This window comes from Streptosporangium fragile (genome assembly GCF_039534445.1).
GTDB lineage: Bacteria > Actinomycetota > Actinomycetes > Streptosporangiales > Streptosporangiaceae > Streptosporangium > Streptosporangium fragile.
The window spans coordinates 65,472-78,819 of the sequence record NZ_BAAAVI010000030.1; the positions used below are offsets into that span (position 1 = coordinate 65,472).

The 13,348-nt window shown below is 72.9% G+C and carries 13 protein-coding genes, 1 pseudogene and 1 riboswitch; of the genes and pseudogenes, 11 read left to right on the top strand and 3 right to left on the bottom strand.

Going from position 1 to position 13,348, the window contains the following annotated elements:
- Positions 1-123: 123 nt before the first annotated feature.
- The 6 genes and pseudogenes from ABD841_RS21030 (at position 124) to ABD841_RS21055 (ending at position 5,347) form a co-directional block, all read left to right on the top strand.
- The gene (locus tag ABD841_RS21030) at positions 124-939 is read left to right on the top strand and encodes an oxygenase MpaB family protein (protein WP_344974281.1); all 816 of its coding nucleotides are present in this window, start codon (positions 124-126) and stop codon (positions 937-939) included.
- Between the two features lie 118 nt (positions 940-1,057).
- Positions 1,058-1,188, top strand: a riboswitch (FMN riboswitch).
- A 451-nt stretch (positions 1,189-1,639) separates the two neighbouring features.
- Positions 1,640-2,236 (top strand): annotated as a pseudogene (locus ABD841_RS21035) (riboflavin synthase); the annotation flags it as partial.
- Positions 2,237-2,337: 101 nt separating this feature from the next.
- Entirely contained in the window at positions 2,338-3,000 is a 663-nt protein-coding gene (locus ABD841_RS21040) for a nicotinamide mononucleotide transporter family protein (RefSeq protein WP_344974287.1), read from the top strand.
- Positions 2,997-4,226 (top strand): bifunctional 3,4-dihydroxy-2-butanone-4-phosphate synthase/GTP cyclohydrolase II, encoded by a 1,230-nt coding sequence (locus tag ABD841_RS21045; RefSeq protein ID WP_344974290.1) that lies wholly within the window; start codon positions 2,997-2,999, stop codon positions 4,224-4,226. Before ABD841_RS21040 ends, ABD841_RS21045 begins: the two co-directional genes overlap by 4 nt.
- Positions 4,227-4,290: 64 nt before the next feature.
- On the top strand, positions 4,291-4,761 hold the full coding sequence (ribH, locus tag ABD841_RS21050) for a 6,7-dimethyl-8-ribityllumazine synthase (protein ID WP_344974293.1): 471 nt from the start codon (positions 4,291-4,293) through the stop codon (positions 4,759-4,761).
- Positions 4,762-4,888: 127 nt separating this feature from the next.
- The gene (locus ABD841_RS21055; RefSeq protein WP_344974297.1) at positions 4,889-5,347 is read left to right on the top strand and encodes a PH domain-containing protein; all 459 of its coding nucleotides are present in this window, start codon (positions 4,889-4,891) and stop codon (positions 5,345-5,347) included.
- Between the two features lie 10 nt (positions 5,348-5,357).
- Here the strand turns inward: ABD841_RS21055 and ABD841_RS21060 are convergent, their stop codons facing one another.
- Together ABD841_RS21060 and ABD841_RS21065 are read right to left on the bottom strand one after the other, a co-directional pair.
- Positions 5,358-6,026, bottom strand: coding sequence for a potassium channel family protein (locus tag ABD841_RS21060; RefSeq protein ID WP_344974300.1), 669 nt, complete (start codon positions 6,024-6,026; stop codon positions 5,358-5,360).
- On the bottom strand, positions 6,019-7,356 hold the full coding sequence (locus ABD841_RS21065; protein ID WP_344974303.1) for a TrkH family potassium uptake protein: 1,338 nt from the start codon (positions 7,354-7,356) through the stop codon (positions 6,019-6,021). Before ABD841_RS21065 ends, ABD841_RS21060 begins: the two co-directional genes overlap by 8 nt.
- Before the next feature lie 130 nt (positions 7,357-7,486).
- Here ABD841_RS21065 and ABD841_RS21070 point away from each other — a divergent pair, with 130 nt between their 5' ends.
- From ABD841_RS21070 to ABD841_RS21085, 4 genes are read left to right on the top strand one after another with little or no spacing between them, the layout of a single operon-like run.
- Positions 7,487-8,383, top strand: coding sequence for an AAA family ATPase (locus ABD841_RS21070; RefSeq protein WP_344974305.1), 897 nt, complete (start codon positions 7,487-7,489; stop codon positions 8,381-8,383).
- A gap of 55 nt (positions 8,384-8,438) precedes the next feature.
- Positions 8,439-9,500, top strand: coding sequence for a vWA domain-containing protein (locus ABD841_RS21075; protein WP_425582017.1), 1,062 nt, complete (start codon positions 8,439-8,441; stop codon positions 9,498-9,500).
- Positions 9,493-10,599 carry an XdhC family protein gene (locus ABD841_RS21080; RefSeq protein ID WP_344974311.1) on the top strand — a complete coding sequence of 369 codons (1,107 nt, stop codon included), beginning with the start codon at positions 9,493-9,495 and terminating at the stop codon, positions 10,597-10,599. Before ABD841_RS21075 ends, ABD841_RS21080 begins: the two co-directional genes overlap by 8 nt.
- Positions 10,596-11,210, top strand: a complete 615-nt coding sequence (locus ABD841_RS21085; protein WP_344974314.1) for a nucleotidyltransferase family protein — start codon at positions 10,596-10,598, stop codon at positions 11,208-11,210. The genes ABD841_RS21080 and ABD841_RS21085 overlap by 4 nt, the downstream gene beginning before the upstream one ends.
- A gap of 37 nt (positions 11,211-11,247) precedes the next feature.
- Here ABD841_RS21085 and ABD841_RS21090 read toward each other — a convergent pair whose 3' ends face one another.
- The gene (locus ABD841_RS21090; protein ID WP_344974317.1) at positions 11,248-12,135 is read right to left on the bottom strand and encodes an endonuclease/exonuclease/phosphatase family protein; all 888 of its coding nucleotides are present in this window, start codon (positions 12,133-12,135) and stop codon (positions 11,248-11,250) included.
- Between the two features lie 171 nt (positions 12,136-12,306).
- Between ABD841_RS21090 and ABD841_RS21095 the strand changes: the two genes are divergently transcribed.
- Complete coding sequence (locus tag ABD841_RS21095; protein ID WP_344974320.1) at positions 12,307-13,347, top strand: LLM class F420-dependent oxidoreductase; 1,041 nt, start codon at positions 12,307-12,309, stop codon at positions 13,345-13,347.
- The last annotated feature ends 1 nt before the right edge of the window (position 13,348 follow it).

Genomic DNA, 13,348 nt, shown 5'->3' on the forward strand with positions numbered 1-13,348 from the left:
ACTGTCATGACACAGCCATGACACCCTTGTCGGAGTCTTGTCCCGTTCGTGTCACAGATTTGCGACGGATGTGTCGAACCTCACCTTGTAGGGTAATCATGCGCTTACGAGGGAGTGTGGCGTATGGATCACGGTCTGTTCGGTCCTGACTCGGTCACCTGGCGGGTGATGGGAGAGCCCATCCTCCTCGTCGGGGGCTTCCGGGCGCTGCTGATGCAGGGCCTGCACCCCCGGGCCATGCGCGGGGTCGCCCAGAACTCGGCCCTCATGGACCCGGCCGAGGCGTGGTCCCGCTTCGTGCGCACCACCGAGTTCGTGCGCGTGCGCACCTACGGCACCACCGAGGAGGTCGCCCGCGCGGGGGCCAGGGTCAGGAGGATCCACGCCGGCCTCACCGCCCTCGACCCCGACACCGGCGAGCGTTTCCGCCTCGACGACCCCGACGCGCTGCTCTGGGTCCACGTCGGCGAGGTCGACTCCTACCTCTCGGTCGCCCGCCGGGCGGGTGTGCGCCTGACCGACGCCGAGGCCGACAGGTTCGTGGCCGAGTGGCGGCGCGCGGCCGAGGTCGTCGGCCTCCGCCCGCAGGACGTCCCCGGCTCGGTCGCCGAGATGGACGACTACATCCAGGCCTCCCGCCCCGCCCTCTACTTCGCGCCCGAGGTGCCGCACCCGCTCCGCCAGTCGCTCAACCCGCCGCTCCCGGCCCGCCTGACGCCGCTCAAGCCGGTCCTGCCCGTGCTCACCCTGCTCGCCTTCGCGACCCTGCCGCGCTGGGCGCGCAAGCTGTACGGCCTGCCGGCCACGCCGCTGGGCGACCTGTGGGCGACGGCGACGCTCCGGACGCTGCACACCGGAATCGGCCTGGTCCCCGCCCAGGTCCGTTACTCCCCCGACGCCCGCAGGGCGCACCGGGTGGTGGCGGAGCGCGCCGCCTAGCTTGACCAAGCGTTCGCTTGGTCCATATGGTGGAGGGGTGTGTCGTGCGGTTTGCCGGACATGGCACACTGATGTACGGGCGAGGAGTCGGTTCCGGCGAGTCGCCCACACAGCAGAGCAGCGTGCTCCGGGGTCGGTGAAAGTCCGAACCGGCGGTGACAGTCCGCGACCCGGTCGAAGCCATCGACCGGTTGACCTGGTGAAATTCCAGGACCGACGGTTAAAGTCCGGATGGGAGGAAGCGCGCGAGCGGAGAGTGTCTTCGGGCACCCTCCGCTGAGGAGGGTGTGCACACATACCCGTCTTATCCCCCCGGGGCCCGCGGTGGCTACAGAGCTACTCGCGAAGGAGACCTCGGGTGAGTGATCGGGCGCCGACGCGCCGAGCGGCCCGGTGCGCGTCCCACGGACACCGCGCCGCCCCCCACCGCCTTCCCGCCGGCCCCGCCGGTCCAGGCGTCGTTCCCCGTGCTGCCGGTGCCGGTGTCCCCGGCGTTCCCGGCACCGGCCGTCCCCGTGTCGCCGATGCCGGTGTCCCCGGCGTCTTCGGCGCCTGCCGTTCCCGGCCGTCACACGCTCTCCGCGCGTCCCCCGCCTCCGTCCCGAGAACGTCGTCCGCCGCCTCCGTCCCGAGGACGTCGTCCCCCGCCGGCCGCGGCCCGCGTCCCACCGCCGGTCCGGTACCCCCGAAGGAGTTGTGAATGTTCACCGGAATCATCGAGGAACTGGGCGAGATCGCCGCGATCGAGCCGCTCCCGGAGGCGGCGCGCCTGGCGATCCGCGGCCGGACGGTCACCGCCGACGCCGGGCACGGCGACTCCATCGCCGTCAACGGCGTCTGCCTGACGGTGGTCGACGTGGACGGGGAGGTGTTCACCGCCGACGTGATGAAGGAGACGCTCGACCGCAGCTCCCTCGGCGCGCTGACGCCCGGCTCCCCGGTCAACCTGGAGCGCGCGGTCCGCGCCGACCAGCGCCTGGGCGGCCACATCGTGCAGGGCCACGTGGACGGCACCGGCGTCCTGCTCTCGCGCGAACCCGCCGAGCACTGGGAGGTCGTCCGCATCTCCCTGCCGCCCGAGCTCGACCGCTACGTGGTCGAGAAGGGCTCCATCGCGGTGGACGGCGTCAGCCTCACCGTGGTCGGCGTCGGCGCCGGAGGCTTCTCCGTCAGCCTCATCCCCACCACCCTGAGCCTGACCACCCTCGGCGCCAAGCAGCCCGGCGATCCGGTCAACCTGGAGGTCGACGTGATCGCCAAACACGTGGAGAAGCTCGTCGGCGCGTACGGGCGCGGAACCGGGGCGCACGTGCCGGCCGATCCGGCCGGGCCCTCGGGCCCGGCGGGTCCGCCGGAGCAGGCGGGCGCGCCCGCCCTCGCGGACCGGGGGGACAGGCGGTGAACTGGGCCGAGGCGGGATTCGAGATCCTGGGGACCAAAGTCCTCTGGACCGACCTGATCGGCAACCTGGCCGCGCTGTCCACCGTGCTGCTGGCCATCCGCAAGTCCATCTGGACCTGGCCGGTGCAGTTCGCCGGGTCGATCCTGCTGCTCGTCGCCTCGATCAGCGCGCACATCACCGGCAACGCGCTCAAGCAGGTCATGTTCGCCGCGCTGGCCGTCTACGGCTGGTGGCGCTGGTCGCGCGGGACCCAGAACGGGCAGGACCTGCCCGTGCGCCCCGCGACCGGCCGGGAACGGCTCGCGCTGGCCGGCGTCATGGTCGCGGGCACCGCGCTGGTCGGCGTGCTCTTCTTCGCCGCCGAACTCTCCTGGGGCGTGCACGCCCCGCTGCCGCAGGGGTACTTCCTGGTCGCGGCCGACGCCTACATCTTCGTCGGCAGCGCCGTCGCCACCTGGGCGCAGGGGCGCGCGCTGGTCGACTTCTGGCTGATCTGGATCGCGGTGGACCTGGTGGGCGTCCCGCTGGCCTTCAGCTCCGGGCTGGTCGTCTCGGGGACCGTCTACGGGATCTTCTTCGTGCTCGTCCTGATCGGATTTTTCAACTGGCTCAAGGAGTACCGGTCGAGGACCGTGCTCGTCCCCAAGGAGGCCGTGTGACCACGCCGGACCCGATCAAACTGGACCCGATCGAGCGGGCCGTCGCCGACATCCGCGAGGGCAGGGCCATCGTGGTCGTCGACGACGAGAACCGGGAGAACGAGGGCGACATCATCTTCGCCGCCGCCAAGGCCACGCCGGAGCTGCTGGCCTTCACCATCCGGCACAGCAGCGGCGTGGTGTGCGTCCCGATGCGCGGCGACGACCTCGACCGGCTCGGGCTGCCGCTGATGGTCCACGACAACAAGGAGCGTCTGCGCACCGCGTACACGATCAGCGTGGACGCCCGCGACGGGGTGAGCACCGGCATCTCGGCGGCGGACCGGGCCAGGACGATCCGCACCCTGTGCGACTCGGCGACCGAGCCGTTCGACCTCGTGCGGCCCGGCCACGTGTTCCCGCTCCGCTACCGGGAGGGGGGCGTGCTGGTCAGGCGCGGTCACACCGAGGCCGCCGTGGACCTGGCCGTGCTGGCCGGGCTGCGCCCCGCCGGCGTGCTCGCCGAGGTCGTCAACGACGACGGGACGATGATGCGCCTGCCCGAGCTGCGCCGGTTCTGCGACGAGCACGACCTGGCGCTCGTCTCGATCGAGCAGCTCGTGGAGTACCGGCGTCGGACCGAGCGCATGGTGACCCGGGTCGCGGAGACCCGCCTGCCGAACCGGTACGGCACCTGGCAGGCGTACGGCTACGCCAGCGCGCTGGACGGCGGCGAGCACCTGGCCCTCGTCCTCGGCGACCTCGACGACGGGGAGAACATCATGGTCCGGGCGCACTCCGAGTGCCTGACCGGGGACGTGTTCGGGTCGCTCCGGTGCGACTGCGGCGTGCAGCTGGACCATGCGATGGCGCGCATCGCCGAGGAGGGCCGCGGCGTGGTCGTCTACCTGCGCGGGCACGAGGGGCGCGGGATCGGGCTGCTGGCCAAGCTGCGGGCCTACGGCCTGCAGGACCGCGGCAGCGACACCGTCGACGCCAACCTGGAGCTGGGGCTGCCGATCGACGCGCGGGAGTTCTCCAACGCCGGGCAGATCCTCGCGGACCTGGGGGTGAAGTCCGTCAGGCTGCTGACCAACAACCCCGCCAAGATGCGCGGCATGGACGGCTACGGCATCAAGGTGCTCGGCCGCGAGCCCATGCCCGTCGTGGTGAACCCGCACAACCAGAAGTACCTGTCGGCCAAGCGCGAGCGGCTCGGCCACGACATTCCCGAGGAGAACGCATGATCGGGCGAGTCGGTAAGCACGGGGTGTTCGCGGATGCGAACCACGAGGGGAGTGAGCTGATCGCATGAGCGGTACCGGACGACCGGCCGCGGCGGCCGTCGAGGCGACGGGCCTGACCGTCGGCATCGTCGCCGCGCGGTGGCATGAGAAGATCACCGATCAGCTCGTGGCGCGGGCCGTGCAGGCCAGCCGGGACAGCGGCGCCACCGCGACCGTGGTCCGCGTGGCCGGCTCCCTGGAGATCCCGGTCGTGGCGCAGTGCCTGGCCCGGCGCTGCGACGCGGTCGTGGCCCTCGGCGCGGTGATCCGGGGGGAGACCGCGCACTTCGACTACGTCTGCGACTCGGTCACCTCGGGCCTGACCCGGATCTCACTGGACGAGGAGGTCCCGGTCGGCAACGGGGTGCTCACCTGCGACTCCCTGGACCAGGCGCTGGACCGGTCGGGCCTGCCCGGCAGCCACGAGGACAAGGGGTACGAGGCCACGGTGGCCGCCCTGGAGACGGCGCTCCTGCTGAGGGAGCTGCGCTCCTAGGGCGCCCGGGGACGCGCCGGGATCGCGGCCGGGACCGGCGGGAGCGTGCGGTAGGTTGCCTTCGGTACCCGGACCGGCCGGTACGGACGCCGCGCCCGGTGGTTCTCCGAAGGATCGTGATCGCCAAGTGGACCGAGAAAGCGTCTCTCCGCCCCCGCTCCCCGTCGTCTGGCGGCCGAGGAAGGGGCGGATCGTCGCGTACGGTTTCGCGGGAGCGATCATGCTCGGCGCGCTGCTGATGGCGATCTTCCTGCCGCCGCCGTTCCGCCTGGGCGACAGGGTGGCGATGGTCGGGCTCGGCGGGCTGGTCGCCTGGGTCCTGCACATGCTCGGACGCTGCCGGGTGGAGGCCGACGAGCGGGGCGTCACGGTGGTCAACCCGTTCCGCGTGCACCGTTACGAGTGGCCCGCGGTCATCGGCGTCACCCTGGCCGAGGGCGAACCCTGGGCCAGGATCGACTTCTCCGACGGCGCCACGATCTCGGCCATGGGTCTGCAGGGTTCGGAGAAGGGCCGCACCGTGCGCCAGGTCCGCGAACTCCGCGCGCTCATCAAGGAGCGCGGCGAGGCCGACGAGACCCGCTGACCCCGGGCGGTCAGGTCTCCTCGGCGAAGCGTTCGGCCTTGTCGGCCTCGCCCGCCACGAGGAGGGTGTCGCCGCTCTGGATCACCGTGTCGGAGGTGGCGTAGGTGAACCGGCCGCCGGGTTTCTTGATCCCGACCACGGTGACCCCGTACTCCTTGCGGATGCCCAGCTCGCCCAGGGGCCTGCCGCCGGCCCAGCCGGGGGCCTTGGTCTTGATCAGGGCGTAGCCCTCGTCGACCTCCACGTAGTCGAGCATCCTGCCGGTGACCAGGTGCGCCACCCGCTCGCCCATGTCGTGCTCGGGCTGCACCACATGGTGGGCGCCGACCCGCTCCAGGATGCGGCTGTGCTGCAGGCTGATCGACTTGGCCCAGATGTCGGGCACCCCCAGGTCGGTCAGGACGGACGTGGTCAGGATGCTCGCCTCGATGTCGTTGCCGATCCCGACCACGGCCCGGCCGAACTCCGTGACGCCCAGCTGCGTCATGGCGTCCGGGTCGGTGGAGTCGGCGCACACCACGTGGGTGAGCCGCCCGGAGAACTGCTGCACGATCCGGGGGTCGCTGTCGACGCCGAGCACCTCGATGTCGCGCCCCGCCAGCTCGACCGCGAGCGCGCCGCCGAACCGGCCCAGGCCGATCACCACGACCGCGTCGGCGCGGTGCTTCTTGTCAACCAACGAGGGGACGCTCCTCCGGGTAGCGGAACCGACGGGTTTGCATGTGAAGCGCGAGCGCGGCGCCGAGCGTCACCGGGCCGAGCCTACCGACGAACATCAGCGTCGTCAGGACCAGGTGCCCCGCGGTGCCGACGTCCGCGGTGATCCCCGTCGAGAGCCCGACCGTGGCGAAGGCCGAGATCACCTCGAACAGCACACGGTCGAGCTTGAACGGGGTCAGCATCATCATGACGAAGGTGCCCAGGGCGACGAACGCCACACTCAGCAGGGCGATGGTGAGCGCCTGCCGCTGCAGCTGCTCGGGGATGCGGCGGCGGCCCGCCGAGACGTCCGGCTCGCCGCGCACCTCGGCCAGGATCACGAAGCCGAGGAGCGCGAACGTCGTCACCTTGATGCCGCCCCCGGTGCTCCCGCTGCCCGCGCCGATGAACATCAGCACGTCGCTGATCAGCCAGGAGTTCTCGTTCATCTGGGAGGTGTCGACCGAGTTCAGGCCACCGCTGCGGGTCATGGTGGTGTGGAAGAACCCGGCCATGATCCGGAGCCCGGGGGCGAGCAGGCCCATGGTGCCGGGGTTGTTCCACTCGGTGGCGGTGATGGCCAGGGTCCCGCCGGCCGTCAGGACGGCCGTCATCCCCAGGGTGATCTTCGCGTGCAGGCTCCAGCGCGACGGGCGGCGCCAGTTCTCCCGGAGCACGGCGTAGACCGGGAAGCCGAGGCCGCCGGCGACCACCGCCAGCGCGAGCGGCAGGCAGACCCACGGGTCGGTGACGAACCGCATCATGCTGTCCGGCCAGAGCGCGAACCCGGCGTTGGTGAACGCCGAGACCGCGTGGAACGCCCCGTAGTAGAGGGCGCGGCCGATCGGCTCGTCGTACCCGGCGACGAAGCGGGCGGTGAGCACCGCGGCGGTCAGCGCCTCGACCACCAGGGTGACCTTGACGACGCCGGTGACCACCTGGCGGACGTCGCCCGGCCCCAGGGTCTTGGTCTCGGCCTGCGTGTTGAGCCGGGCGCGCAGCCCCAGCCTGCCCGAGACGACCAGCGCGAGGATCGACGAGAGCGTCATGATCCCGAACCCGCCGATCTGCATCAGCGCCAGGATCACCAGCTCGCCGAAGAACGACCAGTGGCTCGCCGTGTCGTGCACCGCGAGCCCCGTCACGCACACCGCCGAGGTCGCGGTGAACAGGGCGGACGGCAGCGAGGCCCGCTCGCCCTCGGCGGCCACCGGCAGCGACAGCAATCCCGTGCCGACGAGGATCACCGCGAGGAAGGCGAACACGACGACTCTCGACGGCGTGTTGATCGGCCCCAGGAGGTTCTTCACAGAGGGTGAGAATACGCCTGCTCACCCCGGTGCCCGGATCTTTCCCGCACACGGTACGGCCCGCGGTCCCACCGGGCACCGGCGCCGTGCGGTCACGCGGGCATGCGCCCGCCGGGCGTAGCCTGAGGTGGTGGTGAGGCGGACAATCGACGCATCCGACGTGGAGTCGCCCGCGCGGCTGGCGGAGCTGCTCGACGAGCAGACGTACCTGGCCGACGAGGGCCTGGTCACGGCGGCCTTCCTCGCGCTGCGCATGGGCCGCCCGCTGCTGCTGGAGGGCGAGGCGGGGGTCGGCAAGACCGAGCTGGCCAGGGCCCTGGCCGCGGTGCTGGGCGCCCCGCTGATCCGGTTGCAGTGCTACGAGGGGCTCGACGCCGCCCAGGCGCTCTACGACTGGGACTTCGCCCGTCAGCTCCTGCACCTGAAGGCCGCGGAGGCGGCCGGGATCACCGACGCCGCGCGCCTGGAGGGCGAGGTCTACGACCGCAGGTTCCTGATCGCCAGGCCGCTGCTGAAGGCCATCGAGACCCAGCCCGCCGTGCTGCTCATCGACGAGGTCGACCGGGCCGACGTGGAGTTCGAGGCGATCCTGCTGGAGGTGCTCTCGGACTTCGCCATCTCCGTCCCCGAGCTCGGTACGATCCGGGCCGCCCGGCCGCCGGTGGTCGTGCTGACCTCCAACCGCACCCGTGAGGTGCACGACGCGCTGAAGAGGCGGTGCCTCTACCACTGGCTGGAGCACCCCTCCTTCGACAGGGAGGTGGCGATCCTGCGCCGGCGCCTCCCCGAGTGCTCCGAGGTCCTGGCCGAGCAGGTGGCCAAGGCGACCGGGCGGCTCCGCGAGACGGACCTGATCAAGCCGCCCGGGATCGCCGAGAGCCTCGACTGGACCGAGGCCCTGCTGGCCATCGGCGCGCGCGAGCTCGACCCCGACGCCGCGGCGGCCACGCTGGGCGCCCTGCTGAAGCACCGTGAGGACCACGAGACGGTCCTCGGGAACGGGTTCTTCGGTGGCCGTCGCGGCTGACGGCGCCCCGGACCCGGAGGCCCCCGGAGCGGGGGCGGGGGATCTGGTCGCCGTCATGACCGGTTTCGCCAGGACCCTGCGCGCCGCGGGGGTGCCCGCCGACCACGAGCGGACCCAGAGCCTGCTGCGGGCCCTGTCCCACCTCGACGCCTCCCGGCCCGACGACGTCTACTGGGCCGGCCGGTTCACCCTGTGCGCCTCGGCCGACGACCTGCCGCGCTACGACCGGGTCTTCCGCGCCTACTTCGGCGGCCTGCGCCCCGGCCGGGCGCGGCCCCCGGCGATCACCGTCACCCGGCACACCACCGAGCGGGCGGGCGCCCAGGGCGGCGGCGCCGACGCCCCCGCGCTCGCGGCGACCGCCAGCACGGTGGAGGTGCTGCGCAACCGGGACGTGGCCGCGCTGACCGGCCCGGAGCTGGCCGAGGTGCGCCGGCTGCTCGCCCTGCTGCGGGTGGGGCGGCGGCAGCGCAGGTCGCGGCGGTTCCGGCCCGCGCGCCGCGGGCGGCTGGACGGCCGGGCGACGGTCCGCGAGACCCTGCGCCGGGGCGGGGAGGTGGCCGGGCTCCGCTACCGCGCGCACCGCACCAGGCCCCGCCGCGTCGTCCTGCTGGTCGACGTCAGCGGCTCGATGACCCCGTACGCCGACACGCTGCTCCGCTTCGCCCACGCGCTGGTGAGGTCCGAGCCCCGCGCCACCGAGGTGTTCAGCGCGGGTACCAGGCTCACCCGGATCACCGCCGAGCTGCGCCACCGCGACCCGTCCACCGCGATGAACGCCGTCTCCCGCGCCATTCCCGACTGGAGCGGCGGCACCCGGCTGGGCGAGGAGATCAAGCGGCTCCTGGCGCGCAACGACGCGGGCGGCGCGATCGTGGTGATCGCCTCCGACGGCTGGGAGCGGGGCGACGCCTCGCTGCTGGGCGCGCAGATGGCCCGGCTGTCGCGTACGGCCTATCGCGTGATCTGGGTGAACCCGCACAAGGGGCAGCGGGGCTACCGGCCGCTCACCGCCGGCATGCGCGCCGCCCTGCCCCACGTCGACGACTTCGTGGCCGGGCACAGCCTGGCCGCGTTCGAGGAACTGGCCGAGCTTCTGGGAGGCGTGAATGCGTGACGTGCTGTCGCAGATCGTGCGGTGGTGGGAGGCCGGGGAGACCTTCGGCCTGGCGACCGTGGTCGACACCTTCCGCAGCGCCCCGCGCCCGCCCGGGGCGTCGATGGCCGTGCTCGGCGAGGAGGCCGAGGGCAGCGTCTCGGGCGGCTGCGTCGAGGGGGCCGTCTACGAGCTGGCCCACGAGGTGGTCGCCTCCGGCGCGCCGGTTCTGCAGCGGTACGGGGTGAGCGACGACGACGCCTTCTCCGTCGGCCTCACCTGCGGCGGCATCCTGGACGTGTTCGTCGAACCGGTCTCCCGGGAGACCTTCCCGGAGCTGGGGGCGGTCGCCGCCGCGGTGCGGGAGCGCGAGCCGGTGGCGGTGGCGACCGTGCTGTCCGGACCCGGGACGGTGGGCGCCCGCCGGGTGGTCTGGCCGGACCGCTCCGCGGGTTCGCTCGGCGTGGCGCGGCTGGACGCGGCCGTCGACGACGACGCCCGGGGCATGCTCGCCCAGGGGCTCACCGGGGTCCGCCGGTACGGCGCGCGGGGCGAGCGGCGGCTCGACGAGCTCGCGGTCTTCGTCCACTCCTTCGCCCCGCCGCCGCGGATGCTGGTCTTCGGCGCGATCGACTTCGCCGCCGCCGTGGCGAGGATCGGCAAGTTCCTCGGCTACCACGTGGTCGTCTGCGACGCCCGCCCGGTCTTCGCCACGGCCAAGCGCTTCCCCGAGGCCGACGAGGTGATCGTCAAGTGGCCGCACGACTACCTCACCTCGATCACCGTGGACGAGCGGACCGCGATCTGCGTGCTCACCCACGACCCCAAGTTCGACGTCCCCCTCCTGGAGGTGGCCCTGCGCACCTCGGCGGGCTACGTCGGCGCGATGGGTTCGCGCCGCACGCACGAGGACCGGCTGGCCCGGCTCGCCCAGGCGGGGCTGGGGGAGGCGGAGCTGAAGAGGCTGCGCTCGCCGATCGGCCTCGACCTGGGCGCGCGGACGCCGGAGGAGACCGCGGTCTCCATCGCCGCGGAGCTGATCCAGCTGCGCTGGGGCGGTTCGGGACGACCGCTCACCGACGTCTCCGGCCGCATCCACGGGGAGGGGGCCGGCGGTTGACCGAGGCCGGGGAGGAGCCCTTCGCCGCGCCGCCGACGCCCGGCCTGCTGCTGGCCGCCGGGTCCGGCTCCCGGCTCGGCACCCCCAAGGCGCTGGTGGACTTCCGCGGCGAGCGGCTGGTGGACCGCGGGGTCCGGATGCTCCGCGACGGCGGCTGCCGTCCGGTGGTCGTGGTGCTCGGCGCGGCCGTCGCGCCGGTGCCGGGGGCGGTGACCGTCCGCAACCCGGAGTGGGGCTCCGGCATGGGCTCCTCACTCCGGGCCGGCCTGGACGCGCTCCCCGCCGCCGCGGAGCACGTGGTGATCGCCCTGGTGGACCAGCCGTTCGTCGGCCCGCGGGCGGTCCGGCGGCTGATCCGGGCCGCGGCGCGGGGCGCCTCGGTCGCCGTCGCCACCTACGGCGGGGAGCGGCGCAACCCGGTGCTGATCGCCAGGGAGCACTTCGCCGAGGTCGCCCGCCTCGCGACCGGCGACACGGGAGCCCGGCCGTTCCTGAGGGCCCATCCGGAACTGGTCGTCCCGGTGCCCTGCGACGACGTCGGCGACCCGGCCGACATCGACACCCCGGCCGACCTGTCCGCGCTGCGGTCCCGCCCGGACCCGCCCGGCTGAGGGAGGTCCCGGCCCGGGGACCCGGCCGGGAGGGTGTTCAGAAGCGCAGCGAGGCGACGGCGGCGCGGTGGTCGCTGCCCGGGACGTGCTCCACGCCCGCGTCGGTGGCGGTCAGGCCGCGGTAGAGGATGTGATCGGGCCGGGTGACCGGGAAGGACGCCGGCCAGGTGAAGCCGAACCCGCTGCCGGCCTCCTGCTGGGCGTCCGAGAGCGGCGGGACCAGGCCGGCACGTTTGCGGTCGGTGGTGGCGGTGTTGAGGTCGCCGAGCAGCAGCAGCCGCTCGCTGCCGTCCCGGTCGACGACCTTGCGCGCGTACCGGAGGGTCTCGTCGCGCTGGGCGGTCTGGCCGGGGCGCGCGGAGGCGAGGTGCATGACGTAGACGGTGAGGTCGCCCTTGGGGGTCCTGACCACCGCGCGCAGCGCCCGCGCCCAGTCGAGGCCGATGTCCACCTTGCGGGACTCGACGATCGGGAACCGGCTCCACAGCCCGACCGTGGCGATCCGGTAGCGGTGCGGGAAGCGCTCGTCGAGGACCTTCGCCGCCGGGCCGCCGGGGGTCAGCTCCTGGACCGCGACCAGGTCGCGGTCCTCGGCGACGATCCGCGCCGCCTGCGCGGACTCGGCGTTGGTCGCGCCCACGTTGAGCGTGGCCACCGACACGTCGCTCGGCCCCCCGGGCGGGGTGCGCAGCAGCGCCGGGCCGAACATGACCCCCCACACGGTCGCCGGGAGCAGCACCGCGAAGATCACCTGCCACGAGCGGGTCGCCAGGGCGGCGGCCAGCAGGATCGGCACCGGGACGCCGAGCCAGGGGAGCAGGCTTTCCAGCATGGGCGTGAAGCCGCCGAGCTCGGGGAGGAGCCGGTGCCCTCCGAGCGTCAGCGTCACGAGCCCCGCCGCGACGATGATCGACCGCCTCAGCACGCCCCTCCTCGTCCGTCCCGCCCGGGGTTCCCCGCCCCCGGACCCGTAGGCTACCGGCCTCGCGGCGGCGGCGCGGGGCTTGGTGGTTCGGCGGTGAGTCGATAGCCTTTTACCCTCAAGTAACGGAACAAAATTCGGTTCTGTCGGCGCGTGCGGAAGGACGGTCTCACGATGCGCATCGGTATGGCCCTGAGCTACTCAGGAGGCTTCAAGGAGACGGTGGCAGAGCTGGTCGACTACGAGAAGGCCGGCCTCGACATCGTCTTCGTCGCCGAGGCCTACACCTTCGACGCGGTCAGCCAGATGGGGTACATCGCGGCCAGGACCGAGCGGCTGCAGATCGCCTCCGGCATCCTCCCCATCTACTCCCGCACCCCCGCGCTGCTCGCCATGACCGCCGCGGGCCTCGACTACGTCTCCGACGGCCGCTTCACCCTCGGCCTGGGCACCTCCGGGCCGCAGGTCATCGAGGGCTTCCACGGCGTGCCGTACACCGCGCCGATCGGCCGCACCCGTGAGGTCGTCGAGATCTGCCGCCAGGTCTGGAGGCGCGAGCGCCTGACCTACGAGGGCAGGCACTACACCATCCCGCTCCCCGCCGACCGGGGCACCGGCCTCGGCAAGCCGCTGAAGCTCATCAACCACCCGGTCCGCGAGCGCATCCCCATCGTGATCGCCGCCATCGGCCCCAAGAACGTCGAACTCACCGCCGAACTGGCCGAGGGCTGGGAGCCGATCTTCTACATGCCGGAGAAGGCCGCCGACGTCTGGGGCGCCTCGCTGGCCGCGGGCCGGGCCAGGCGCGACCCGGCCCTGGGCGAGCTGGACGTGATCGCCCAGGCGACGCTGGCCATCGGCGACGACGTGTCCGGCTGGCTGGAGCTGGGCCGCCCGATGGCCGCCCTCTACATCGGCGGGATGGGCGCCAAGGGCAAGAACTTCTACAACGACCTCGCCCGCCGTTACGGCTACGAGAAGGAGGCCGAGCAGATCCAGAACCTCTACCTCGACGGCAAGAAGAACGAGGCCGCCGCCCTCGTCCCGGAGGAGCTGCTGCGGAGCATGTCGCTGATCGGCTCCGAGGGTCACGTCCGCGAGCGCCTGCAGGCCATGAAGGAGTCGGGGGTCACCACGATCAACGTCACCCCGCTGGCCCGCACGCACGAGGAGCGCCTCCGGCTCGTCGAGCGGGTCCGGGAGCTCGCCTCCTGAC

Coding starts and splice junctions, on each gene's coding strand:
- ABD841_RS21030 (WP_344974281.1), top strand. CDS start 124: ATGGATCACGGTCTGTTCGGTCCTGACTCGGTCACCTGGCGGGTGATG.
- ribH (WP_344974293.1), top strand. CDS start 4,291: ATGAGCGGTACCGGACGACCGGCCGCGGCGGCCGTCGAGGCGACGGGC.
- ABD841_RS21075 (WP_425582017.1), top strand. CDS start 8,439: ATGACCGGTTTCGCCAGGACCCTGCGCGCCGCGGGGGTGCCCGCCGAC.
- ABD841_RS21080 (WP_344974311.1), top strand. CDS start 9,493: ATGCGTGACGTGCTGTCGCAGATCGTGCGGTGGTGGGAGGCCGGGGAG.
- ABD841_RS21095 (WP_344974320.1), top strand. CDS start 12,307: ATGCGCATCGGTATGGCCCTGAGCTACTCAGGAGGCTTCAAGGAGACG.